A 24580-nucleotide genomic window follows, 5' to 3' on the forward strand; every position below is an offset into this window, starting at 1 on the left:
GGCGTCAGGCGACGGGGCGCAACGTGCCCCGTTCGATCACCTTACAGGGAAAAAGCCGGGTTTCGGGGTGGCGGTCGGGGTCTTCGATCGTGGCCACCACAAGGTCGATCGAGGCGCCGATGATCTCGGCCACCGGCTGTCGAATCGTGGTCAGGTCGATGTTCTGCCACGCTGCCATCTTCATGTCGTTCAGCCCGATGATCCCGATATCCTCGGGGCAGCGCTGGCCGGCCTCGGCGATCGCAGACAGCGCGCCGATCGACAGCACGTCATCGCCGCAGAAATAGGCCTGCGCGGGGTCCGACATCAGGCATTTCGTCATCTCCACCCGGCCCGCGTCGAAGGAATAGGCGGTGGCATAGCTGACACTGACCGCGACGCCGGAGTGTTCGGACAGGCGGCCCAGAAAGCCCCTGGCACGGTCCTGGGTCGAGGTCGCCCCCTCCGGTCCGCCGAGAAAGGCCACGCGCGTATAGCCCCGCGCGATCAACGCCTCGGCGGCCATGCGCCCGCAGGCGATGTTGTCGATGCCGACGACATGGACATGCGGGCTTGTGGTGTAGCGGCCGAAGGAATGAACGACCGGCAGGCCTGCGTCGCGGAACGCCTCGGCAAAGCTGGGCGGCAGGGTGGAGGAGGCGACGATCACCCCGTCGACCGAGTATTGCCGCAGCATGCGCAGCGAATTGGCGGGATCGGTCTCATGGCTCAGGTTCACCAGAAGCGGGCGCAGGCCCCGGTCTTGCAACCCGCGGGTGAACAGGTCGAAGACCTCTAGAAACAGCGGGTTGTGAAAGTTGTTCGAGATCAGCCCGATCAGTTTGGTCCGCCCCGTGGTCAGCGAGGATGCCAGCGCGTTGGGGCTATAGCCCAGATCGCGGGCGGCTTTTTCCACCTTGGCCCGCGTCTTGGCGGACACCGACGCGCCTTCGGTAAAGGCGCGCGAGACCGCCGAGCGCGAGACGCCCGCCCGTTCAGCCACATCCTTGAGGGTCACCGCCATCTGCACCGTCCGTCTGCCCCGCTTCCTGTTTATACACGCGCCGCCTGTGGGCAAGTCTTCCCGATGGCAGCCACTTTTGCAACCGGTTGCAAAACGCCCGATTCGCGGCTAGGGTGACGCAAGGGCGAGGCGGGAGAGGACCCGGCAAGACCCCGAAAACCGTTTGGGAGGACACAATGAACACATTCTTCAAGACGATGGCGGTCACCGCCGTCGCCGCCACGGCGCTTGTCGGTGCGGCGCAGGCCGAGGGCGAGCGTTACGTGCTGGTCAGCCATGCGCCCGACAGCGACAGCTGGTGGAACACGATCAAGAACGGCCTTGCGCTTGCGGGCGAGCAGATGGGCGTGACGGTGGAATACCGCAACCCGCCCACCGGCGATCTGGCCGATATGGCGCGCATCATCGAACAGGCGGCCGCCAGCAACCCAGACGGCATCATCACCACGCTGGCCGATCCCGATGTCCTGTCCGGCCCGATCCGGGCCGCGGTCGATGCGGGCATCGACGTCATCATCATCAACTCGGGCACGCCCGATCAGGCGCGCGAGGTCGGCGCGCTGATGTATGTGGGCCAGCCGGAATATGACGCGGGCTTCGCCGCTGGTCTGCGCGCCGCCGGTGACGGCGTGGGCAGCTTCTTGTGCGTGAACCACTACATCTCCAGCCCGTCTTCGACCGAGCGGTGCCAGGGCTTTGCCGATGGTCTGGGCGTCGATCTGGGCAACCAGATGATCGACAGCGGACAGGACCCGGCGGAAATCCAGAACCGCGTGATGGCCTACCTGAACGCCAACCCCGACACCGATGCCGTGCTGACGCTGGGCCCGACCAGCGCCGACCCGACGATCCTGGCGCTGGATCAGATGGGTCTTTCGGGCGACATCTATTTCGGCACCTTCGATCTGGGCGAGAACATCGTGCAGGGCATCCGCGATGGCGTCATCGCATGGGGCATCGACCAGCAGCCCTACCTGCAGGCCTATCTGCCGGTCATCGTGCTGACCAACTATCACCGTTTCGGCGTGCTGCCGGGCAACAACATCAACTCCGGCCCCGGTTTCGTCACTGCCGACGGTCTGGAAATGGTGGAGCAGTTCGCGGGCGAATACCGCTGAACATGTGATCTTGGGCGGGGGCCGCGCGCGGTGCCCGCCCTTTGTGTCTCTGCCGGGGAGGGGTGAGCGATGTCGGACGCGAACGCGGGTCTGGACGAACGGATCAAGGAAACATCGAGACTGAGAAAAGCGATGATCCGGCCCGAGTTGGGGGCCATCGTCGGCACGCTGGCGGTTTTCGCCTTCTTCATCGTCTTTGCGGGCGACAGCGGGATGTTCAACGCCCAAGGCATCCTGAACTGGTCGACCGTTTCGGCGCAGTTCATGATCATCGCGGTCGGCGCCTGCATGCTGATGATCGCGGGCGAATTCGACCTGTCGGTCGGGTCGATGATCGGGTTTGCGGGCATGTCCATCGCCATCATGGCGGTGACGCTGGGTTGGCCGGTCTGGATCGCGATTTTGCTGACCTTTGCGTTGTGCATCGCGGTGGGTGCCGTCAACGGCTGGATCGTGGTGCGCACGGGCCTGCCCAGTTTCATCGTGACGCTGGCTTTCCTGTTCATCTTGCGCGGCTTCACCATCTTTTTCCCGCAACTGATCGAGCGCCAGACCATCATCGGCGGTATCGACCGCGCGGCCGAGGGCGATTGGTTGGCCCCGGTCTTTGGCGGCAAGATCCTGGGTTTCTTTTTCGAGTGGCTGGCCAGTATCGGCGCGATCGACGTGTTCACGCGCGGCACCCGGGCGGGCGAGCCCATCGTCAACGGCATCCCGATGCTGATCGTCTGGGCGTTGGCCCTTGTCGTGGTCGCCCATATCATCCTGACGCGCACGCAATTTGGCAACTGGGTCTTTGCCGCCGGCGGCGATGCGCAAGCCGCGCGCTATGTCGGCGTGCCGGTGAACCGGGTGAAGATCTTGATGTTCATGTTCACGGCCTTTTGCGCCTGCGTCTTTGCGACCTGTCAGGTGATGGAATTCGGATCGGCGGGCGCGGATCGGGGTCTGCTCAAGGAATTCGAGGCGATCATCGCGGTGGTGATCGGGGGGGCGCTGCTGACGGGGGGCTATGGCTCGGTTATCGGGGCAGCACTTGGCGCGCTGATCTTTGGCGTGGTGCAGCAAGGCTTGTTCTTTGCGGGGGTCGAATCGAGCCTCTTCCGGGTGTTTTTGGGTGTCATCTTGCTGCTGGCGGTGATCTTGAACACCTACATCCGCCGCATCATCACGGGGGAACGCTGATGTCATCCTTCGATCACAACCCCATCGTGGAAATGCGCGGCATCGAAAAGCATTTCGGCCCGGTCATCGCGCTGAACGGGGTCAGTTTCGATGTGCGGCCGGGCGAATGCCACTGCCTGTTGGGTGACAACGGGGCGGGCAAATCGACCTTCATCAAGACCATGTCGGGCGTGCACAAACCCACCCGCGGCGAGATCTTGTTCGAAGGCAAGCCGATGTCCTTCGACAGCCCGCGCGATGCGATGGAGGCGGGGATCGCCACGGTCTACCAAGACCTTGCGATGATCCCGCTGATGAGCGTGACGCGCAATTTCTGGATGGGGCGTGAGCCCGTGCGCCGGGTGGGCCCGTTCAAGTTCATGGATTTCAAGCGTGCCAACGAGACGACGATGGAGGAGATGCGCAAGATGGGCATCAATCTGCGTTCGCCCGATCAGGCGGTGGGCACGCTCTCGGGTGGGGAGCGGCAGACGGTGGCGATTGCGCGCGCGGTCCATTTCGGGGCCAAGGTGCTGATCCTCGACGAGCCGACCAGCGCGCTTGGCGTGCGGCAGACCGCCAATGTGCTGTCCACCATCGACAAGGTGCGCAAAAGCGGGATTGGGATCGTCTTCATCACCCATAACGTGCGGCATGCGATGGCTGTGGGCGACCGGTTCACGGTGCTCAACCGCGGCAAGACGCTGGGCACCGCGCAGCGCGGGCAGATCACGCCCGAGGAGTTGCAGGACCTGATGGCGGGTGGTCAGGAAATGGTCGAGCTTGAGGGCTCCTTGGGCGGGACGGTCTGAACGATGCGGGATGCAGGGTATTTCCATCAAGATAGCGGCACGCTGGCGGAGCTTGAGGCGCTGACGGCGCGCCGGCTCGAGGGCGCGCAGGTGCCATTGGCGGCATCGCTCCAAAAAAACGTGCCGATCTATGACATGGGCGCGCTGCGGACCCATCTGGGCGACACGTCGGCGCGGCGCGACCTGATGGCGGAATGGGCATGGGTTCTGGGTCAGGGGCCGGGGGTTCTGGTGCTCAAATCAGCCTATGCCGACACCGCGCCCATTGATCGGGCGACGGCGGTTTACGAGGCGATCATCGCGCGGGAAAAGGCGGCGGGCGGCGGCGGGGCGGATCATTTCGCCGCCGCGGGGGCCAATGACCGGATCTGGAATTCCTTGCAAAAGCTGTGTCTGGACGACCCGGAGTGCTTCGCGCTCTATTTCGGCAATCCGGTGATCGATGCAGTCTGCGAGGCGTGGCTGGGCCCGTTCCACCAGATGACCGCGCAGGTCAATCTGGTCCGTCCGGGCGGCAAGGCGCAATCGGCGCACCGCGACTTTCACCTTGGCTTTCAGACGGCGGAGGTCGCGGCACGGTTCCCGGCCCATGTCCACGCGCTGTCGGCGATCATGACGCTGCAAGGCGCGATCGCGCATTGCGACATGCCGCTGGAAAGCGGGCCGACCCAGCTTCTGCCGTTCTCGCAGCTGGTGCCGGGCGGCTACATGGCCTATCGGCGGGCGGAGGTGGCGGCGTATTTCCGCGAACACGCGGTGCAACTGCCGCTCCAAAAGGGCGATGCGCTTTTCTTCAACCCCGCGCTCTACCATGCGGCGGGGGATAATGTATCAAGCGATATCAACCGGATGGCGAACCTTGTTCAAGTGAGTTCCGCCTTTGGCCGCGCGATGGAGGCGGTGGACCGCATGGCCATGTGCCGCGCGCTGTACCCTGCGCTTTTGCGGTTGAAGGCCGGGGGGCAACTGGACGTCGCCGGGATCGATGCGGCCATCGGAGCTGCGGCCGAGGGCTACGCCTTTCCAACCAATCTCGACACCGATCCGCCCGTCGGCGGCCTTGCCCCCGAGACGCAAGCGGCGGTGATGGCGCGCGCCTTGGACGCGGGCTGGACGCCTGAGGCATTCGAGGCAGCACTTCAGGCCCATGCGGCCAAGCGGGTCGCCTGATGGCGGGGCTGTTGCGAAAAGCCACGGGTCAGTCCGGAAAGGTCCATGCGATCACGCCAGAGATGGCGGAGTGGTCCTATGTCGGCTTCGATCTGTGGCGGCTTGCGCCCGGGGATGTGGCCCAAGGTCGGCTGGAGGGGCGCGAGGCGATCCTTGTTTTGGTCGAGGGCCGGGCCGAGGTGACGGCGGCGGGCGACAGCCATGGCGAGATGGGGAACCGGATGAGCGTCTTTGACCGCACGCCGCCGCATGCGCTTTACGTGCCGCCCGGTATCGACTGGCGCGCCAGAGCCACGACCGATTGCACGCTGGCCGTCTGCACCGCGCCCAGCCCCGGCGGGCGGCCCGTGCAGCGGCTGGGGCCTGAAGGCATCGCGCTGGAGGATCGGGGCGCGGGCACCAATCTGCGCCACATCCACAACATCGCCATGGAAGGCCGCGACGTGGCCGACAGCCTTCTGGTGACCGAGGTCTACACGCCGGGCGGGCACTGGTCCTCCTACCCGCCGCACCGGCATGACGTGGATGATTTCCCGCGCGTCACCTATCTTGAGGAAACCTATTACCACCGCCTGAACCCCGCGCAGGGCTTTGGCATCCAGCGGGTCTTTACCGACGACCTCAGCCTCGATCAGACCATGGCCGTCGCCGATCACGACGTGGTTCTGGTGCCGCGCGGACACCACCCTTGCGCCGCGCCGCACGGGATAGAGATGTATTACCTCAACGTCATGGCAGGCCCCCGCCGCAACTGGCGGTTCGCGCTGCACCCCGATTTCGGGTTTCTCACCTGAGGGGCGGCCGCCCCCTGTTCCAGCCCGGGGTGCTGCGGTAGCCTGTGCCGCGAGGCCATGACACATGTATCCGAACACTCTGCCGGGGGCTTTCCCCGCATCGACTGGCTGGGCCTCGATGGCCTTCTGGTGCGGTTCGGCGATGCCTTGAGCGAGCCTGCGAACCGCGCGGCCCTTGCGCTGCGACATGCCGTGACGCGCGAAGGTTGGCCCGAGGTGGAGGAGGTGACCAGCGCGCTGGTCTCGACCTACCTGCGCTTTGATCCGCTGTCCGCTGATGGCGCGGACGTGCGCGCGCGCCTGGCGAAACTGGTCGACAGCCGCGACTGGATGGCCGAGCCGCTGCCGGGCGGGCGGCGGTTGTGGCGTGTGCCTGCAGTCTTCGGCACCGACCTTGCCCCGCAACTGGCGGAAGCCGCGGAACTGGCGGGCGTGACGCCCGAGCAGGCGATAGCCCAGATCGCGGCGACGCGGCTGCGCGTGCAGACCATCGGTTTCGCGCCCGGTCAGCCTTACTTGGGCGAATTGCCGGAAAACTGGGCCATTCCGCGCCAGACCGCCCTGACGCCAAGGGTAGAGGTCGGCGCGCTGTGCGTGGCGATCCGGCAGATGACGCTGTTTTCCACCGCGACGCCCACGGGCTGGCGGCAGGTGGCGCAGACCGCCTTGCGCCTGTTCCGGCCCGAGAGTGAGACGCCCTTTGTGCTCAGCCCCGGCGACGAGGTGCTGTTTGAGCCCGTCGAACGCAGCGCCTATGAGCTGCTGTGCGCGGAAGGACCCGATGGCGGCGCGGTGGCGGAGGTGTTGGCGTGAGCGGCGCGCTGATCGTGCACAAGGCGGGGCCAGCCATGAGCCTGCAAGACCTTGGCCGCCCCGGTCTCCTGTCACGGGGCTTGTCGCGGGGGGGCGCCGCCGACCGGCTGGCGCTGGCCGAGGGGGCGGCGCTGCTGGGGCAGGGGTCGGAGTGTGCGGCTCTCGAGATGGCCGGGATGGGCGGTGTTTTCGAAGCCACGCAGAGTTTGCGCATCGCCCTGACCGGCGCGCCGATGCGCGCAACCTTGGACGCTGCGCCGCTGGTCTGGGGCGCGTCGCATGGGCTGCGGGCGGGCATGCGGCTTGAAATCGGGCCGGTTCTGGCAGGCATCTATGGCTATCTGCAGGTCGGCGGCGGCTTTGCCGCGTCAGAGGTTCTGGGCGCGCGCGGCGCGCATCTGTCCGCGGGCATCGGGCGTGTTCTGGCCGCGGGCGACCGATTGGCGGTCGGCGCTGATGCGGGCGGCGAGACGGGTCTGGCCTTGCCGCAAGACGACCGGTTTTCAGGCGGCACGCTGCGCGCCCTTCACGGTCCGCAAACGGCGATGTTCTCCTCAGACGAGGTCGCGCGCTTTCAGTCCACGCGCTTTGCCCGCGATGCCCGCGGCAACCGGATGGGCGTGCGCCTGATCCCTGATGGCGCGGGCTTCCACAGCCGCGCGGGCCTGTCGATCCTGTCCGACATCGTGGTGCCGGGCGACATCCAGATCACCGGAGACGGCGCGCCCATGGTGCTCTTGTCGGAATGCCAGACCACGGGCGGCTATCCCCGGATCGGAACGGTGCTGCCCTGCGACCTGCCGCGCGCGGCACAGGCGCCTGCGGGGGCGGCGTTGACCATTCGATTTGTCGACCGGGCCGAGGCGCTGGCGGCCGAGCGGGCAACGGCAAACGCGGTTCGGGCGCTTTCCGGCCGGTTGACCCGGCTGGTGCGCGACCCGCGCGACATGCGCGATCTGCTGGCCTATCAGTTGATCAGCGGCGTGACGGCAGGCAAGACGGAAGGGGGCTAGCGATGCAGGGTCAGGTGGATCTGAACGCGGACATGGGCGAAGGCTTCGGCCCGTGGCGCATGGGCGATGACGCGGCGCTGCTTGATATCGTGACCTCGGCCAATATCGCCTGCGGCTTTCACGCCAGCGACCCCGATGTGATGGCGCAGGTGATGGCGCAGGCCGTCGCGCGCGGTGTGGGCATCGGGGCGCATCCGGGCTTTGCCGATCTTCAGGGTTTTGGCCGCAGGCGGATCGACATGAGCCATCCCGCGCTCGGCCATCTGGTCGCCTACCAACTGGGGGCGGCGCAAGGCATGGCGCGCGCCGTGGGCGGGCAGGTGCGCCATCTCAAGCTGCATGGCGCGCTGGCCAACATGGCCGCCGCCGATGCCGGGATGGCGCGGGCTTGTTATGCCGCAGCTCTTGCCGTCGATCCCGAGATCATCGTGATGGTGCTGGCGGGCACCGCGCAGGAGGTGGCGGCGCGCGATCTGGGCGCGCGGGTCGCTTGCGAGATCTTTGCAGATCGCGCCTATGAGGATGACGGGCAGTTGGTTGACCGGCGCAAGCCCGGCGCGGTGATCCATGACGGCGGGCTTGCCGCGCAGCGCATCCTTGCCATGCTGGAGGCGGGCGCGATCATCACCGAGACGGGCAAGCATCTTCCCTCGCGCATCGACACGATCTGCCTGCATGGCGACACCGCCGAGGCCGTCACCCTGGCGCGCGACCTGCGTGTCGCGCTGGAAGGGGCAGGGGTGCGGCTGGCCGTCTTCGAAGGCGGGCGCTAGGCCCGCGCTTCGGCGAAGGAGACCAGCCGCCTCTGATCTTCGTCCCACAGGTGCAGGCGGGCGCAGTGCAGGCTGTCGCGCAGAGTTATCGTATGCACATCGGCCAGAACCTTGTGGTCGCGGATCACTTCGTCCAGCCGGTAGAACGGGATGCGGCTGGCCATGTGATGCACGTGATGCACCCCGATGTTGGCGGTCAGCCAGCGCAGAACGGGCGGCAGGACGTAATGCGAGGATCCATGCATCGCAGCGTCCTGAACGGCCCAGTCATCCTCGTGATCCCAATGCGTTTCCTCGAACTGGTGCTGGACGTAGAACAGCCACATGCCGATCGAGGCGGCCAGAACGACCGTGGGCAACGCCACGAAAAGCAACACTTCGGGCCCGCCGAGCAGATAAAGCGCATAGCCGAGCGCCGCGATGGACAGATTGGTGCCCATTGCGCTTGCCCAGTAACGCCAGCCCGCGCGCATGAACCCCAGCGGCAGACGGTTCTGAAGCAAAAAGCTGTAGGCAGGCGCGATGCCGAAAAGCACCACAGGGTTGCGCACAAGACGGTAGAGCATGCGCCGGACCGGCGGTGCCGTGCTGTATTCGGCCACCGTCATGGTGGGAATGTCGCCGATGCCGCGCCGGTCGAGATTGCCGGTCGAGGCATGGTGGATCGCATGGCTCTGGCGCCAGACGGCATAGGGCGTCAGCGTGAGGACGCCGATCGTCCGACCGACCCATGTGTTGAGCGTCCGGCTTGCGAAAAACGAGCCATGACCGCAATCGTGCTGGATCATGAAAAGCCGCACCAGAAACGCGGCATTCGCCAGCGCCAGCAGCAAGGCCAGCACAGGATGAAGCGCCAAGGCGGCCCAAGACAGGCCGAACAAGGTGAGGAACGGCAAGGCCGTGACCGTCAGTTCAAAGGCGCTTTTCGAAGGGATGGGCGTGCGATAGCGCGCCAGAATCCGTGTCCAGTCCGCCGGGCGCAAAACGGGCTCGGACGGATCATTGGCCGCTAGGCCGGGTTGCGGGCCCTCTGCACGAGGGCCCACCCCGATGGGTTCAGGCGAGGGCGAGATTGATCGCGCTTTCGCGGCCGTCACGGCCCTGTTCCATGTCGAACGTCACTTTCTGTGCATCGGCGAGGCCGGTGAGGCCTGCGCGCTCGACGGCAGAAATGTGAACGAACACGTCACGTCCGCCGTTGGCGGGCTCGATGAATCCGAAACCTTTGGTATTGTTGAACCATTTCACGGTGCCATTGGCCATATCCGTGGTCTCCTGTTCTGTGGTGATGCCCGCGTGATGCGGCATCTCGGCAATATCAGTCATTATCGATCAACTGAGAGCCGGATGAACGGGAAGCAGCGGTTCGAGCAGAATAACGTTAGCCCGCCCTACATGCACCGGATGGGCCGCTGACACAAGGGGTCAGCGGGTCACGGGGGCGGGATTTCGGATATTTCTTCAAGATGACGGGATCAGCTTTGCCGGGATCAGTCCGGCATTGGCCGGCACGACTGTCTTGGCGCGGGAGCGCCGGGGGGCGACATCGCGGCTCAGGGCGGCGGTGCGGATGCGGGCGTCGAAGGCTTTCTTCCAAGCTGCTGTCAATGCGTCGGTCCGGCCCGCGCTTGCGGCCCAGAGCTTTGTCCGTTTCAGGGATGTCATGGACTGTCCTTTCAAGGACTGTCCGGGCGGATCGCCCGGCGCGATCTGAAGACGACATTGCGCCTTCAGAAGCCCAAGATAGCACAAGCCGCGCGAAATACCACGGAATAAGGTGGATCGAGCCATGGGCCGCCGTCAGGGCTGCCATGCACGACGCCATCCTACCTGCTGTCAGGTGCCGAAATCGGTGATGCGCCGCGTCGTCTCTGGGTCGAGGAAACAGGCGACCGTCGCCTCGGTCTCCAAATCCAGCGCGCGCGCGAACGCGCCGCCGCTTGCTTGCGTCAGCACGCGCTTCATCGCACGCAGCGACAGGGGGGGCAGGGCGGCTAGGCGGGCCGCCGTGGCCTGCGCCTCGACGCGCAAGTCAGCATCGGCCACCACCTTCCACGCCACACCGCAGGCCTTGAGATCGGCGGCACCATAGGTCTCGCCCAGATAGAGCATCTCGCGCGCTTTCACGGGGCCGACGATGGCGGGCAGGATCGTGGTGACGGCCCCGGTGACGAAGACGTTGAGCGACACCTCGGGGAAAAACGCCTTGGCGCTTTCGGCCCAGATCGGGAAATCGCAGTTCAGCGCCCATTCGAAGCCGCCGCCCACGGCCCAACCGTTGATCGCGCCCACAACGGGTTTCTCGCCCAGCACGATGGCGCGCGTCACGGCCTGGATCGCGTCGACATGGGCACGCGCCTCGGCCTCCGTTTCCGGGTGGACATGCTCGCGCCGGTCATCGCCTGCGCAAAAGGCGCGGCCCTCGCCGGTGAAGACGATGGCGCGCGTTTGCGGGTCGGCATTGGCGTCGTCGAAGGCGGCTGCCGCCTCGTCGATCAGGCGGCGGTTCATCGCGTTGAGCGATCCGGGGCGATTGAGCGCGATGGTGCGCACGCCATCGCCGGTAAGGGTCGACAAAATGGTGTCATAAGTGAATTCGGTCATCTCTTGCCCCTGATGACGCGGGCGGTCTTGCCCTCGGTGACGGGAAAGCTGCCTGCGGGCAGGATGGTGACGGTGGCGCTGGCCCCCAGTTGCGCCTTGAGGGTGGCGGCGATGTGGGCAGCCAACGTGCCATCGTCGCGCGCGCCTTTGGCCAGTTCCGCTTGCACCGGCAGGCTGTCATGGGGCGGGGGTGTGTCCAGCACGATGCGGTAATCCCCCGACAGTTCGGGGAACCCCGTCAGCACGGCCGCTACCATGGTCGGGAACATGTTGAGCCCGCGCACGACCACCATATCGTCGCTGCGACCGACCACGCGGAAGCGGAAGCCTGTGCAGCCGCAGACGCAGGGGTCGGTGCCGGTGATGCGCAGGATGTCGCCCGTGCGAAACCGCACCAGCGGCTGGCAGTCGCGCGCCAGATGGGTCAGCACCAGCTCGCCCGTGGCCCCTTCGGCCAGCGTGACGGACTGGGCGGTGTCGGGGTCGATCAATTCGGCATGCAGCACGTCATGGGCGACGAAATGCAGGTCGGTGTCATGCGGACATTGCGCAGCGAAATTGCAAAACACGTCCGAGACGCCGTAATTCGCGTTCCTCGGTTCCATCCCCCATGTCGCGGTCAGGCGGGCGCGCAGGGCAGGATCGTCGAGCCCGGCCTCGCCCCCGAAGAGGCCCAGCCTCAAGCCCAGATCGGCCGGGGCAAGGCCGGGAAACTCTTCGTCCAGCACCCGTTCAAGCACGGCCGGGTAGGACGGCGTGCAGGAAATCGCCGTGATGCCCAGATCGCGGATCGTGCGCACCAGAAGGGCGGTGGAGCCCACGCCGAAGGGCACCACCGTCGCCCCCGTGCGTTCCAGCGTCATGTGATCGGTCAGCCCGCCCATCCACATCTGGTAGTTCAGGCAATGCACCACGGTCATGCCGGGGCCAAGACCGGCAAGGGATTGGGCGCGTGCGCCCACCAGCTCGGTGATTTCGCAATCACGCGCCGACAGCGCCAGCGTCATGGCCTGCCCGGTGGTGCCGGATGTGCGGTGGACGCGGGCCACATGGGCGCGCGGCGTGGTCAGGTAATCGCCGAACGGCGGATGGGCGGCTTGCGACAGGCGCAGCCCCGCCTTGTCGGACAGCGGCAGGTCGGCCAGATCCTCCAGCCGTTCGGGGGGCGGCCGGCCGTCCCAGAGCGCGCGGAAAAGGGGCGAGGCCATGACATGGGCACGCTGCGCCTCCCACGCCTTTTGGCGGTGGACTGTCAGGTCGGACAGGGGGATCTTGTGGGCGTCTTGGATCAGGCTCATGGGGCCATGCCTTTGGTCCAGAGGTCGGTAAACAGATCAAGCACCGCGTCGCGGTCTTGCGACAGGGCAATGATCTGCGGGTCTTGCGTGACGTGAAGAGCGGTCAGGTACTGGTCGACCATGCCGCCAAGCGCATGGGCGCGGCGCGTCAGGTCGGCCTCGGGCCGGGCGTTCGCCCCGTCGCGGCGGCGGGCGGCGGTGACGACGGTCGCGATCCAGTCGTGGTTCAGCCGCTGAAAGGCCAGCCGTGCGGCGGGCAGGGCGTCAAGCCCCACGACAAGACAGCGCATCAGGCCGGCGTTTTCGGCAAACAGGCGCATGTAGGCAGCGGTGGTGGCGCGGACCGGATCGGGGGCACCCCGCGCGGCGGCCCGCATCTCGATCTGCAGGTGATCGACAAAGGCCTCCAGCACCGCGCCGGCCAGCAGGTTGCGGTTGGGAAAGTAGATGTAGAAGGTGCCATGCGCGACACCCGCCCGGGCGCAGACGGCGGCCACCGTCAGATCCTCAAGAGGCTGGCGCGCCAGCAGATGCGCGCCCGCGATCATCAGGTCGCGGCGCGTGCGTTCCCCCTTGGGCAGGCCCGCGCGCCCCTCGGCCAACCAGTCGGCAAAGCGGTCCTTGGATGGCGTGCTGATGTCAGGCTTGGGCATCTGCGGTCCGGGCTGGATATGAAAATGACATCAGTATCATTTTAAGCCCGTGTCAAGCGCGCCTTTACCTCAGGCAACGATCCAGACAGGCCAGCCAGTTGTCCATCGCCAGTTTGCCCACAAGCTCCGCACCATACCCATGCGCCGCCATCGCCCCCAACAGGCGCGGGACGCCGGTCACATCGCCGATCAGGTCCGGCACGGTGCACCCGTCGAAATCCGAGCCAAGCCCGACGTGATCCTCGCCCAGATGGGTGATGAGGTGATCGAGATGGCGCAGCATTACGTCCCAGCCCAGATCGGTGCCGCCCGTGCCGTCGGGGTGCAAAAAGAAGGTGGCGAAGTTCAGACCCACCATCCCGCCGCGTTCGCGGATCATGTGCAACTGCCGGTCGGTCAGGTTGCGGGTCGAGGGGCAGATCGCGTGGGCGTTGGAATGGGTGGCGACCAGCGGCGCGGTCGACAGGCGGGCCACATCGTCAAAGCCTTGTTCGTTCAGGTGCGACAGGTCGATGAGGATGCCCAGTTCGTTGCAGAGCCGCACAAGATCCTTGCCTGCCTCTGTCAGGCCCGGCCCGGTGTCGGGACTGCCCGGAAAGGCCATCGGCACGCCATGGCCGAAGATCGTCGGCCGGCTCCAGACAGGTCCCAGCGAGCGCAGGCCCATGTCGTGGAACAGGTGGAGCGCGTCGAGGTCGGGGCCGATCGCCTCGGCGCCTTCCAGATGCATCACGGCGGCGATGCGGCCGGTATCCATCGCCGCACGGATCTCGACTGAGCTGCGGCAGAGCGCAAAATCCTGCGCTGCCGATCGTTCCATCCAGTGCAGCAATCCGGCCATGGCCAGCGCCACAGGCTGGGCCGTGGCATGGTCCATCAAGGGGGGCAGCGGCTTGGCATAGGGCGGGTCGGGCATGCCGGTTTCAAAAGCCGCGACGTTGCCCGAGGGGATCGGCGGCACGAAAATGGCGAAAAGCCCACCGGCAAAGCCCGCCTGTTTCATGCGCGAAAGGTCAAGATGCCCTTGCCCCGTGTTGCCCAGCCACAGGTCGCGCCGCGCCTCGGGTTTGCGCGACAGGCGCAGAAGGAAATCGTTGTGACCGTCGAAGAAGGGGATCGTCATGCGCCCCCCGCGCGCAGCGACAGGCCGCTGTCTGCATCGAACAGATGCGCGGCTTCGCCTGACAGCGACAGGCCGATCTTGTCGCCCGCCCGGGGTGGCGTGCGGCCCGGTGCGGTGGCCGTCACCTCGACGCCCCCCACATCGACATAGATCAGGGTTTCAGCCCCCAGCGGCTCGGCCACAGTGACGGTGCCCGACAAAAGCCCCTCCGCCCCCGATGTCAGATCCTCGGGCCTGATGCCGAAACGCAGCTTGCGCCCCGGCGCCAGCGTGATCCCCGGCACGGCGATCTCGGCCCCGTTCCAGAGCCGCACGCCCGTGCCTGTCCCTGTTGCATCGAGCAGATTCATCTGAGGGGCGCCAATGAATTGGGCGACAAAGGTGTTGGCGGGCTCATGATAGACTTGGGCGGGCGTGCCGATCTGCTGGATATGGCCGTCCTTCATGATCACGATCCGGTCGGCCAGTGTCATCGCCTCGACCTGATCATGGGTGACGAAGATCATCATCTTGCCCACGCGGGTGTGGAGTTTCTTGATCTCGAGCCGCATCTGAGTTCGCAACTGCGCATCGAGGTTCGACAGCGGCTCGTCGAACAGGAACACGGCCGGGTCGCGCACCATGGCCCGCCCGATGGCCACCCGCTGGCGCTGGCCGCCCGACAGTTGCGCGGGCTTGCGTTCCAGATACTCGGTCATGCCGAGGATGCCCGCGACCTCGTCGATGCGGGCGTCCTTTTCAGGTTTCGACAGTTTCGAGGTCTTGAGGCCGAAGCCGATGTTGCGGCGCACCGTCATGTGCGGGTAGATCGCGTAATTCTGGAACACCATGGCGATGTTGCGATCCTTGGGCTCGAGGTTGTTGACCACGCGTCCGCCGATCTCGATGATGCCACTGCTGATCTCTTCCAATCCGGCGATCATGCGCAGGGTGGTGGATTTGCCGCAGCCCGAAGGGCCGACGAGGACGACGAATTCGCCCTGATCGACCGAAAGGTTGATCGCATGCAGCACCTCGGTATCGCCGTAGCGTTTCACGAGGTCGCGCAAGATCAGTTGGGTCATGGGCGGCCTTTCAGGTCTTGGAATGCGGCGTCGAGGCGTAGGGCGGCTGCGGCGCGGCGGGCAAGGCGGGCGGATTGTGCGGCGCTCAGCGCGTCGAGTGTAGCGTCATAATCGGCGAAGGCCGCGTCGAGGGCCGCTGGGGCAGGCCCCCCGATCCGGTCGCGGCGGGTGACGAAGCTGCGCGCGTCCACGGCATCCGTGAAGGCGGCTTGGGTCAGGGCAGGGGGGCGGCCTGTCACCTCGGCAAAGGCTGTGGCGAAGGGGGCGTAGCCCTGCTTTAGCGGCGACCCGGCCGCGATCACCGCCCGCGCCGTGGCGGCTGCGATCTCGTGCGCCTGCCGGAAGCTCAGGCCTTCGGCGCGCACCAATGTATCGGCAAGCTCGGTGATGGTGATGCAGGCCGCATCCGTGGTGTGCGCGACGCGCTCGGCATTGATCGAGCAGGCTGGCAGGAAGGCGGTCAGCAGGTCCAGCACGCGGGCCGCATGCTCAAACGCCCCATAGCCCGCCTGCTGCACCTCGCCCTCGCTGTCGTTCATGTCGGTGAAGGGCGTATTGTGCATCGTGTTCACGATCACGTCGCAGCGCCCGGCGGCGACAGACGCTATGTGGCGCATATGTTCGATCGGCACCGGGTTGCGCTTTTGCGGCATGATGGAGCTGATCTGCACAAGGCTGCGCGGGACATGCAGTTGCCCAACCTCGAAGGCCGACCAGAAGGCCATGTCTTGCACCACGCGGCCCAGATGGATCATCGGCAGCTTCAGCGCGGAGTAGAGCCCGGTGACGTAGTCGACCGAGGCGATGCAGCCATAGGCGTTGACCTTGGCCGACGTGAATCCCAGCAGGTCCGCCATGCGCGCACGGTCGATGGGAAATCCGCTGGTGGTGATCGCCGCCGCGCCCATCGGGCAGAGGTCGAGCGGGGCAATGGCGGCATCGAACCGGCGGGCGTCGGACAGCAGCACCTCGATCATCGCGGCAAGGTAATGGCCGAAGGTGGAGGGCTGGGCAGGCTGGCCGTGGGTATAGGCCACGATCAGCGTGTCGCGTTCCGCCCGCGCCTTGTCGAGAAGCGCCCCCGCCAGCCGCAGCAGGCGTGCCAGCGCCTCCTCCGCGCGGATGCGCAGCGCCATCTTGAATTGCGTGTGGTCCATGTCGTTGCGGCTTCGCGCGGTGTGGAGAGCGCCGCCCAGATCGCCGATGCGTTTCTTAAGCTCCGCCTCGACCAGAAAGAACCAATCCTCATGCTCGCCGGTGTAGCTCAGCGCAGCCGGGTCCGTCTCGGCCGCGATGGCGTCAAGCGCATGGGCGATGGCCTGCCCGTCCTCGCGGCCCAGGATGGCGGTCTCCACCAGCATCACCAGATGCGCACGGTTGATCGCGTCCATGTGGTCGGCGAAATGTGTCTTCACCCCTTCGAAGAGGGGTGCCAGCACCGTGTCGCGGTAGACCGGATCGGGGAATACGGACGTGTCCGTCATCCTTTGAGACCGGCCATCACGACCCCCCGGATGATGAACCTCTGGAAGATCAGGAAGAAGATCAGCGTCGGCAGGGTGGAAATCGCCGCCCCCGTCATGATCAGCTCCCACGCCACATCGGCCTCGTCCCCGTAGGAGGCAAGGCCCACGGGCAGCGTGTAGAGCGCGGGCGATGTGGTGACGATCAAGGGCCACAGGAAGGCCGTCCAGTTCCCGAGAAAGATGAAGATGGCAAGGGCCGCCAGCGCAGGCTTGACCATCGGCATGGCGACCTGCCACCAGATCTGGAACTCGTTCAGCCCGTCGATCCGCGCCGCCTCGAGGAAATCGTCGGGCACGGTTTCAAAGAACTGCTTCATCAAGAACACGCCGAAGGCCGTCATCAGGCCGGGAAACATGATGCCCCAGTAGCTGTCGAGCCAGCCGAAGCTCTGGCTCATCATGTACCACGGGATCACCAGCATCTCGGTCGGGATCATCAGCGTCGACAGAATGGCGATGAAGACGATGTAGCGGCCCCGGAACTTGAACTTGCACAGCGTGTAGCCCACCAGACTGTCGAAAAAGAGCGCCGAGAGCGTCGTGATCGTGGCGATGATGAGCGAGTTGATGAACCAGCCGAAGAACCGCCCGTCCTCAAGCACATAGGTGTAGTTCTCCAGCGTCGGTTCCTCGGGGATCAGGCCGATCTCGTAGACCTCCCACGGGAATTTCATCGAGGTCGAGATCATGTAGGCCAAGGGCATCACCATCAAGATGCCGCCGCCGAACAGCAGCACCCAGCGGATGAACTGCGCCATGCTGGCCTTTTTTCTGGGCGCTTGTGCGCGCAACAGCGCGTCGGACGTGGCGCGGATCGTCAGGTCATCGGTCGCGGCCATGTCAGCGGTCCTTCAACAGGCGCAGCTGGATCAGGCTGACGATGAGCAAGACCACGAACAGCACCACCGTCTGTGCGGCGGCATAGCCCATGTCGAAGCTGGAAAAGGCGCTTTGGTAGATCATCAAAACCAGCGGCTTGGTGGAATTGAGCGGCCCGCCGGGGTTCGCGCTCGTCATGTTGAACACATGGTCGAAGATGCGCAGGAACCCGATGGAGGACAGGACCACGATGAAGACGATGGTGGGGCGCAGCAGGGGCAGCGTGATCTCCCACAACACGGTCCAGGTCGAGACACCGTCGATCTTGGCCGCCTCGTAGAAGGTGCGGGGGATGGCGCGCAGGCCCGCCATGAAGATGATGATCTGGAACCCCAGTCCGGCCCAGATCGCAGGCGCAAGGATCGAGGGCAGGGCGTTGGTCGTTGAATTCAGGAAACGGACCTGCGGAATGCCCACGGTGGCTAGCAGGTTGTTGAACAGCCCGATCGGCACATCTTGGTAGAACCAGCGCCAGACCCATGCCATCGCCACGGCCGAGGTCATGAAGGGCACGAAATAGAGCGCCCGGATCGTGCCATGCATGAACCGCACCTGGTCGAGGTGGTAGGCGATCACGAAGGAGATCACGAGACTGATGGGCGTGCCCAGCAGCAGATAGGCGAAGGTGTTGCGGAACACCTGCCAGAACACCGGATCGGAGAACAGCCGGGTGTAGTTGTCCAGCCCCGTCCATGTCCGCGCGCCCAGCAGGTTCCAGTCCTGAAACGACAGCACCATGGCATTGCCGGTCGGGTAGAAGCGGATGATGACGTAGAACAGGATCGGCACCGCCAGAAAGGTCCAGGCCCAGATCGTGCGCTTTTGCCCGACGCTCAGACGGCCGTAGAGACCCCAGCGCGGGGCGTTGGGGGCTTTGGTGGTGTCATGGGCGGACGGGTCAACTGCCATCGGTCGATGCCTTGGCCTTTTTGTGCGTCGGAAGGCTGGGCCGGGACAAAGGCTGCCCCGGCCTTGGCCGCGATGGGATCAATCGGCGAAATAGCTGTCAAGGATGGCCTGTTCGGCCGCCGCGGCCACGCTCAGGCTTTCGGCGGGGGGCATGCCTTGCAGCTGGATGCGCTCGATCATGTCGACCAGCACCTGCCGCTGCGCGGATTCGTCGGCGAAGATCGTGGTATGGGCGTATTCAAGACCGCGCACGAAGGGGCCGAAGACCTCGTCATTGGCGATCTCGTCGGTCATGCCGACCGCAACACGGGCGGGCAACTCTCCTACCACTTCCAGCCAGATCTCCATCGCCTCCGGCGAGGTGAGGTATTCCATGAACAGCACGGAGGCCTCGTATTCCGGCCCCTCTGCAGAAGAGGTGATCGCGTTCACCCAATAGGAGGCGTAATTCGACTGCGCCCCGTCCGGCCCGGACGGCAACTCGGCCACGCCCCAGCGCAGGCCCCGCTCGCCTTCCAGCGCGCCGATGCGGAAGGACCCGTCGATGTGGAAGGCCGCGCGTCCCGACCGAAACGCCGCTTGCGGCTCGTCCATGAAGCCCGACTGGGTTGCGCCCTGTGTCTGCAACCCGACGTAGAAATCGAGCGCCGCACGGCCCGCATCGGTGTCGTAATTCACCGTCTCGTAATTATCGAGATAGGGCTCGCCGCCGAACTGGCGGATCAGCACCTCGCGGAACCAGTGGTGGTCTTGCGCGGTCATGCCGGTGGTCAGGCCGACCCGCGTCACGTTGCCCGCGCCGTCGCGTTCGGTCGCGGCGATGGAGGCTGCGACAAGCTCGTCCAGCGTGGTCGGAACCTCGATGCCCGCATCCTCGAGGATGCGCTCGTTGTAGAACAGTGCGAGCGAGCGCACGGCGGTGGGCAGCGCGTAGTATGCGCCATCACGCTCCATCGCATTGACCATCGGAAAGAACTCGGACTGGATCATGTCGGCCGAGAACCGGTCGGCAGGCAGCGGCTGGATCAGACCCTCGTCGATGTAGTCGTTGAGCCAGCCATAGAACAGCTGCACCACGTCGGGACCTTCGCCCGCGGGCACGGCGATGGCGGTGCGGGTGCGGTAATCGGCCAGCGGGAAATGCGTCATCTCGACGTTGATGTTGGGATTGGCCGCCTCGAAATTCTCGATCAGCTGCTCCATCGCGGTGACGCGGGCCTCGAAGAAATACTGCCAGTACTGGATCGTGACCTCCTGCGCCTGCGCCATGGGCGCAAGGGACAGGGCGGCGGCAGAGGTGGCCAGCGCGGCCAGCGGTGTGCGGAAGCTGCGGTGCATGTGTCGATCTCCCTGATGGCGCGGGCCTTTTGGGGCGGTCCGGCTCGTTGATGGATTGTGGCTTGCACGCGACGCTAGCGCAGCGCCGTTGAACCTTCAAGTGAGTTGAGTTAATCGTGGCGCATGGCCTCGACCCTTCTCACGCCCGGATCGAACGCGGAACGCAGCCGGCTGTACAACCGGGGGCTGGTCTTGGGCCATATCCGCCGCGAGGGCGAGGCGGGCCGGGCGGAAATCGCGCGCGCCTCGGGCCTCAGCACGCAGGCGGTCAGCAACATCATCTCGGACCTGCTGGCCGAAGGCTGGGTGGTGGAGGCCGGTCGCCGTCTGGGCCAGCGCGGGCTGCCGGCGGTGACCTATGCCATCCGGGCCGAGGCGGGCGCGGCGCTGGGCGTGGAAATCCGGCCCGATGCGGTGCTGGCGGCATGGATCGACATGTCGGGCCATGTTCTGCATGGCGAACGGATCGCGCTGTCGCGCGCACGCCCCGAGGATGTGCTGCCCGTGCTGGAGCGCCTGCTGGCCCGCGGGCAGGGTGCGGGCGTGGCCATCGATGCGCTGATCGGGGCGGGTGTGGTCATGCCGGGCCCGGTCGGTCGCACCGGCCTGTCGGGGCTGGCGACCGAATTGCCGGGCTGGGCGGAAATCGACGCGCGGGCCGCGCTGGAACGGACGCTGGGCCTGCCGGTCACGGTCGAGAACGACGCCAACACCGCCGCCATGGCCGAGCGCGTGATGGGGGCGGCCCAAGGGATCGACGATTTCGCCTGTCTCTATTTCGGCGCGGGTCTTGGTCTTGGGCTGGTCGCGGGCGGGGCTGTCTTTGGCGGCGCCTTCGGCAATGCGGGCGAGATCGGGCATATCCCGGTGCCCGCGCGCGGCGGTGTGCAACGGCTGGAGGATCTGGCCAGCCGGATGGCGCTGGCGCGTCGTCTCGCCGACGCAGGGTTGCGGACCGAGACGGTCGAGGACCTCGAGACGCTGCATGCCGCGTGTCCACCCGCCTATGCCGACTGGCTGGAGGAGGCGAGTGCTGCCCTTGGCCATGCGGTGCAGATCCTCGAAAACCTGCTTGATCCCGAAACCATCGTGCTGACCGGTGCACTTCCGCCCGTCATCCTCGCCGATCTGGTCGCGCGCACGCCCTTGCCTGCCCTGTCCGTCGCCAACCGCCCCGACCGGCGCCATCCGCGTCTGATCGCGGGGCGCGTGGGGCGGCGGGCGGCGACGCTGGGGGCGGCGGCGCTGGTCGTGAACACCGCCCTTTCGCCGCGCCTTGTCGCCCCTTCCTAGGACCCATTCATGCCCAACCCGATCCAGACCCGCATCCTGTCCGAAGCGCAGGACCCGCTGATCGCGCGCATCTGGCGCGCCATGGCGGGGCTGCGGTCGGTTGTGGGGTTCATGAACACGGGCGCCCATCCCGATGATGAGACCAGCGCGATGCTGGCAGCACTTTGGCTGCGCGACGGCGTGAACCTGTCCTACGCCTGTTCCACGCGCGGCGAGGGCGGGCAGAACGACATCGGGCTTGAGGCGGGCAGCGATCTGGGCACGCTCAGGACCGCCGAGATGGAGCGCGCCGCCGAGGTGCTGGACATGCGGCTCTACTGGCACGGGCAATCCGCCGAGGACAGCATCACCGATTTCCGTTTCTCCAAGTCCGGCGCCGAGACGATGGACATCTGGGGCCGCGCACGTCTGATGGCCCGTTTCGTCGAGATCCTCCGCATCGACCGGCCCGACATCATCTGCCCGACCTTTCTCGACATTCCCGGCCAGCACGGCCATCACCGCGCGATGACGGCGGCGGCCCATGCGGTGATCGCGGCCGCGGCCGATCCGGGTTTCGCGGGCTCCGACCTGCCGGTCTGGCAGGTGTCGAAACTCTATCTGCCCGCATGGTCCGGCGCGGGCGGGGCCTATGACGACGAGGTGCCGCCGCCGCCTGCCACGGTGACGGTCGCCGGGCGCGGGCGCGATCCGATGCTGGGCATGAGCCATGCGCGCATGGGCCAATGGTCGCGCCAGTTCCACCGTACGCAGGGCATGGGCAGTTGGGTCGCGGTCGGGGCTGAGCGGGACTGGCCGCTTCATCTGGCGTGGTCGCGGGTGGGGGCGGACAGCGATGGCGTGACCGACAACCTGCCGCGCACGCTGGGCGATCTGGGGCTGGACGCGGCGCAGCAGGCCCTCGACGCGGCGCTGGCCGCCTTTCCCGATCTGCCCGCCATGTGCCGGGCGGCGAGCCGGGCGTTCAGCATGCTCGACACCGCCCCGGTCGCGCCGGTCCATGCCCATCGGGTCTCTCGCAAGATGGCGCAACTGGCGCGGCTGATCCGCCTGACTTCGGGCGTGGAAGCCCGCGCCCGGCCCGCCCGGTCGCTGATCGCACCGGGCGAGACGGTGGCGGTCAGTGTCGAGATCGCGGAACTGCCCGGCGTCTTCGCCGAAATCGCCCTGGTCCCGGCCCCCGGCCTGTCGGTGACGCCAGAGGGGCTGGCCGCCGCCTCTGACGCGCCACCCACCGACCCCTATCCCGACAGCTACGACCCGCTGTCGCCACGCGCGCCCGCCCTGTCGGTCGCGCTTACCGTCAAGGGGGTGACAAGCCACAGCGCGGTCCCGTTCGAGGTGCCGCTGGTGACGCTGCCCGGCACCCGCGCCCACCTGTCCGAGGCGCGCGCCTTCGTGAACCTTGCCACGCCCGCCCGCCGGATCGACCTCAGCGTCGGCGCGCGCAGTCCCGGCGCGCCTGCCTTCGATCTGCCCGCAGGCTGGGCGCAGGACTGGGTTGGCGATGCCGTGACGCTTACCCTGCCCGAGAACGTGCCCGAGGGGCTGCGCGTGCTGCCGCTTACCCTTGATGGCCAGCCTGCACGCACGCTGCGCAAGATCGCCCATGACCATGTGCCGCTGCGCGTCAATCACGCGCCCGCCGTCGTATCGGTGGGGCTGGCCCATGTGGCGCTGCCTGATGCGCGCATCGCCTATATCGGGGCGGGCAATGACCGGGCGGCGGTCTGGCTGCGCGCGGCGGGGATGGATGTGACCGATCTGGAGGATGTCGGGTTGGCGCGGCCTGATGCCTTCGACGGGTTTGACACGGTGCTGGTGGGTGTTTTCGCCTACCGCTTCCGCCCGGCGCTGAAACCCGCCGTGGGGCGGCTGAATGACTGGGTGCGCGCGGGCGGCACGCTGGTCACACTCTATCACCGTCCGTGGGATGACTGGACGCCCGAGGCGACGCCGCCCGCGCGGTTGGAGATCGGCCAGCCCTCGCTGCGCTGGCGGATCACCGATGCGAAGGCGGCGGTCGAGGTGCTCGAACCGGATCATCCGGTGCTGACCGGCCCCAATACGATCACGCAAACCGACTGGCAGGGCTGGCACAAGGAGCGGGGGCTCTATTTCGCCAAAAGCTGGGCCCCCGAATACACCTCGATCCTTCGGATGGCCGACCCCGATGAGCTGCCGCTCGATGGCGGACTGCTGGTGGGCGCAGTGGGGCGCGGCTGTCATGCGCATGTTGCGCTGAACCTGCACCACCAGATGGCCTGCCTTGTCCCCGGGGCCTACCGGCTGATGGCCAACCTGTTGGGCCTGCGCGGACGCGGATGAGCGACCCCGCGCCGCCCCGGTCAGACAATCTGCGCGGCGCAGGCTGGCTGATCGCGGATATGGGGCTGAACATCTGGGCGCTCAGCATCGTCAAGGCGGTGGGCGCCGATTACCCCTCGGTCCAGATCGTGTTCCTGCGTGTGGTGGTGGGGCTGGTCGTGATCTTGCCCTGGGTCTGGCGCGACCGGGGCCTGTTGGGACATGGCGCGCAGTGGCCGCTGCAGGCTTTGCGCGTGGGTTTGTCGGCACTGACGCTCGCGGCATCCTTCTATGCCATCGCGCGGGTGCCCTTCGCGGTGTTTTCGGCGCTCAACTTCACCCGTCCGATCCTGTTGATGGTGCTGGCGGCGCTGCTGTTGTCCGAGCGCATCACGCCGCGCCGCTGGGTGGCGGCGGGTGTTGCGATGGTGGGCGCGCTGATCGCGGCCTCGCCGGGAACCATCGCAGCAAGTTGGGGGCTGGCCGCGCTGGTGCTTGCCGTCACGACGGGAACGCTGGCGGTGATCGTCACACGGCGGCTCAAGGGCACGCCCGAGGTCGTGATGATGCTGGTCTACACCGCAGGCATCGGACTGGTCATGGCGCCCTTCGCGCTGTGGCTGTGGGAACCCGTTGCGGCCGAACACTGGCCGTTCCTGATCATTGTCGGGATCGCCGCGCAACTTGCACAGCTGTGCTTCATCCGCGCGCATTGGCTGGGGGAGGCTGGGGTGCTAGGCCCCGTCTCCTACCTGTCGCTGGTGCTGTCGACGGCGGCGGGGTTCTTCTTTTTCGCCGAAGTGCCGGGCTGGCCGCTTTTGGCGGGGGCCGTGCTGATCCTTGCGGCCAATCTGGCGGTAACCCGCGCGCGTTAGGAGAAAAAGCGGGTTTCCGCGGTGCGGCATCGTTTTGATGTGCTATGTCAA

The 24580-nt window shown here is 66.5% G+C and carries 24 protein-coding genes; 11 read left to right on the top strand and 13 right to left on the bottom strand.

Features of this window, described 5'->3' with window-relative positions:
* Positions 1-4 precede the first annotated feature (4 nt).
* The gene (locus C7455_RS01795) at positions 5-1003 is read right to left on the bottom strand and encodes a LacI family DNA-binding transcriptional regulator (RefSeq protein ID WP_109664670.1); all 999 of its coding nucleotides are present in this window, start codon (positions 1001-1003) and stop codon (positions 5-7) included.
* Positions 1004-1179: 176 nt separating this feature from the next.
* Between C7455_RS01795 and C7455_RS01800 the strand changes: the two genes are divergently transcribed.
* From C7455_RS01800 to C7455_RS01835, 8 genes are all read left to right on the top strand, one after another.
* The gene (locus C7455_RS01800; protein ID WP_109664673.1) at positions 1180-2121 is read left to right on the top strand and encodes a sugar ABC transporter substrate-binding protein; all 942 of its coding nucleotides are present in this window, start codon (positions 1180-1182) and stop codon (positions 2119-2121) included.
* 69 nt (positions 2122-2190) lie between these two features.
* On the top strand, positions 2191-3306 hold the full coding sequence (locus C7455_RS01805; RefSeq protein ID WP_109664676.1) for an ABC transporter permease: 1116 nt from the start codon (positions 2191-2193) through the stop codon (positions 3304-3306).
* Positions 3306-4097 carry an ATP-binding cassette domain-containing protein gene (locus C7455_RS01810; protein WP_109664678.1) on the top strand — a complete coding sequence of 264 codons (792 nt, stop codon included), beginning with the start codon at positions 3306-3308 and terminating at the stop codon, positions 4095-4097. Before C7455_RS01805 ends, C7455_RS01810 begins: the two co-directional genes overlap by 1 nt.
* A 3-nt stretch (positions 4098-4100) precedes the next feature.
* Positions 4101-5267 (top strand): phytanoyl-CoA dioxygenase family protein, encoded by a 1167-nt coding sequence (locus C7455_RS01815; RefSeq protein WP_109664681.1) that lies wholly within the window; start codon positions 4101-4103, stop codon positions 5265-5267.
* Complete coding sequence (gene iolB / locus C7455_RS01820) at positions 5267-6061, top strand: 5-deoxy-glucuronate isomerase (RefSeq protein WP_109664685.1); 795 nt, start codon at positions 5267-5269, stop codon at positions 6059-6061. The genes C7455_RS01815 and iolB overlap by 1 nt, the downstream gene beginning before the upstream one ends.
* Positions 6062-6118: 57 nt before the next feature.
* Positions 6119-6874 (top strand): 5-oxoprolinase subunit B family protein, encoded by a 756-nt coding sequence (locus tag C7455_RS01825; RefSeq protein WP_109664687.1) that lies wholly within the window; start codon positions 6119-6121, stop codon positions 6872-6874.
* A complete protein-coding gene (locus tag C7455_RS01830) occupies positions 6871-7887 on the top strand; it encodes a 5-oxoprolinase subunit C family protein (RefSeq protein WP_109664690.1) in 1017 nt (338 codons plus the stop codon). The genes C7455_RS01825 and C7455_RS01830 overlap by 4 nt, the downstream gene beginning before the upstream one ends.
* Before the next feature lie 2 nt (positions 7888-7889).
* Positions 7890-8660, top strand: a complete 771-nt coding sequence (locus tag C7455_RS01835; RefSeq protein ID WP_109664693.1) for a LamB/YcsF family protein — start codon at positions 7890-7892, stop codon at positions 8658-8660.
* Here the strand turns inward: C7455_RS01835 and C7455_RS01840 are convergent.
* From C7455_RS01840 to C7455_RS01895, 12 genes are all read right to left on the bottom strand, one after another.
* Positions 8657-9706 (bottom strand): fatty acid desaturase, encoded by a 1050-nt coding sequence (locus C7455_RS01840; protein WP_425450619.1) that lies wholly within the window; start codon positions 9704-9706, stop codon positions 8657-8659. The genes C7455_RS01835 and C7455_RS01840 overlap by 4 nt on opposite strands.
* Positions 9707-9716: 10 nt before the next feature.
* Positions 9717-9923 carry a cold-shock protein gene (locus C7455_RS01845; protein WP_109666069.1) on the bottom strand — a complete coding sequence of 69 codons (207 nt, stop codon included), beginning with the start codon at positions 9921-9923 and terminating at the stop codon, positions 9717-9719.
* A gap of 198 nt (positions 9924-10121) precedes the next feature.
* Positions 10122-10325 (bottom strand): hypothetical protein, encoded by a 204-nt coding sequence (locus tag C7455_RS01850; protein WP_146199903.1) that lies wholly within the window; start codon positions 10323-10325, stop codon positions 10122-10124.
* A gap of 171 nt (positions 10326-10496) precedes the next feature.
* Positions 10497-11264 (bottom strand): enoyl-CoA hydratase/isomerase family protein, encoded by a 768-nt coding sequence (locus tag C7455_RS01855; RefSeq protein ID WP_109664700.1) that lies wholly within the window; start codon positions 11262-11264, stop codon positions 10497-10499.
* A complete protein-coding gene (locus C7455_RS01860; protein ID WP_109664703.1) occupies positions 11261-12562 on the bottom strand; it encodes a phenylacetate--CoA ligase family protein in 1302 nt (433 codons plus the stop codon). Before C7455_RS01860 ends, C7455_RS01855 begins: the two co-directional genes overlap by 4 nt.
* Complete coding sequence (locus C7455_RS01865) at positions 12559-13215, bottom strand: TetR/AcrR family transcriptional regulator (protein ID WP_109664705.1); 657 nt, start codon at positions 13213-13215, stop codon at positions 12559-12561. Before C7455_RS01865 ends, C7455_RS01860 begins: the two co-directional genes overlap by 4 nt.
* A gap of 64 nt (positions 13216-13279) precedes the next feature.
* On the bottom strand, positions 13280-14338 hold the full coding sequence (locus tag C7455_RS01870; RefSeq protein WP_109664708.1) for a dipeptidase: 1059 nt from the start codon (positions 14336-14338) through the stop codon (positions 13280-13282).
* Positions 14335-15402, bottom strand: coding sequence for an ABC transporter ATP-binding protein (locus C7455_RS01875; protein ID WP_109664710.1), 1068 nt, complete (start codon positions 15400-15402; stop codon positions 14335-14337). The genes C7455_RS01870 and C7455_RS01875 overlap by 4 nt, the downstream gene beginning before the upstream one ends.
* The gene (gene argH, locus C7455_RS01880; RefSeq protein ID WP_109664713.1) at positions 15399-16886 is read right to left on the bottom strand and encodes an argininosuccinate lyase; all 1488 of its coding nucleotides are present in this window, start codon (positions 16884-16886) and stop codon (positions 15399-15401) included. Before argH ends, C7455_RS01875 begins: the two co-directional genes overlap by 4 nt.
* Entirely contained in the window at positions 16883-17767 is an 885-nt protein-coding gene (locus C7455_RS01885) for a carbohydrate ABC transporter permease (RefSeq protein WP_109664716.1), read from the bottom strand. Before C7455_RS01885 ends, argH begins: the two co-directional genes overlap by 4 nt.
* Position 17768: 1 nt before the next feature.
* Positions 17769-18716: a carbohydrate ABC transporter permease gene (locus C7455_RS01890; protein ID WP_109664718.1), complete on the bottom strand. Its 948-nt coding sequence runs from the start codon at positions 18714-18716 to the stop codon at positions 17769-17771.
* A gap of 78 nt (positions 18717-18794) precedes the next feature.
* Complete coding sequence (locus C7455_RS01895) at positions 18795-20054, bottom strand: extracellular solute-binding protein (RefSeq protein WP_109664721.1); 1260 nt, start codon at positions 20052-20054, stop codon at positions 18795-18797.
* Positions 20055-20177: 123 nt separating this feature from the next.
* Between C7455_RS01895 and C7455_RS01900 the strand changes: the two genes are divergently transcribed.
* From C7455_RS01900 to C7455_RS01910, 3 genes are read left to right on the top strand one after another with little or no spacing between them, the layout of a single operon-like run.
* The gene (locus tag C7455_RS01900) at positions 20178-21347 is read left to right on the top strand and encodes an ROK family transcriptional regulator (RefSeq protein ID WP_109664724.1); all 1170 of its coding nucleotides are present in this window, start codon (positions 20178-20180) and stop codon (positions 21345-21347) included.
* A 9-nt stretch (positions 21348-21356) separates the two neighbouring features.
* Entirely contained in the window at positions 21357-23675 is a 2319-nt protein-coding gene (locus C7455_RS01905) for a PIG-L family deacetylase (protein ID WP_109664727.1), read from the top strand.
* The gene (locus tag C7455_RS01910) at positions 23672-24529 is read left to right on the top strand and encodes a DMT family transporter (RefSeq protein ID WP_109664730.1); all 858 of its coding nucleotides are present in this window, start codon (positions 23672-23674) and stop codon (positions 24527-24529) included. Before C7455_RS01905 ends, C7455_RS01910 begins: the two co-directional genes overlap by 4 nt.
* Positions 24530-24580: the final 51 nt, after the last annotated feature.

The sequence above is a fragment of the Roseicyclus mahoneyensis genome, from assembly GCF_003148775.1.
In the GTDB taxonomy this organism is placed as follows: domain Bacteria; phylum Pseudomonadota; class Alphaproteobacteria; order Rhodobacterales; family Rhodobacteraceae; genus Roseicyclus; species Roseicyclus mahoneyensis.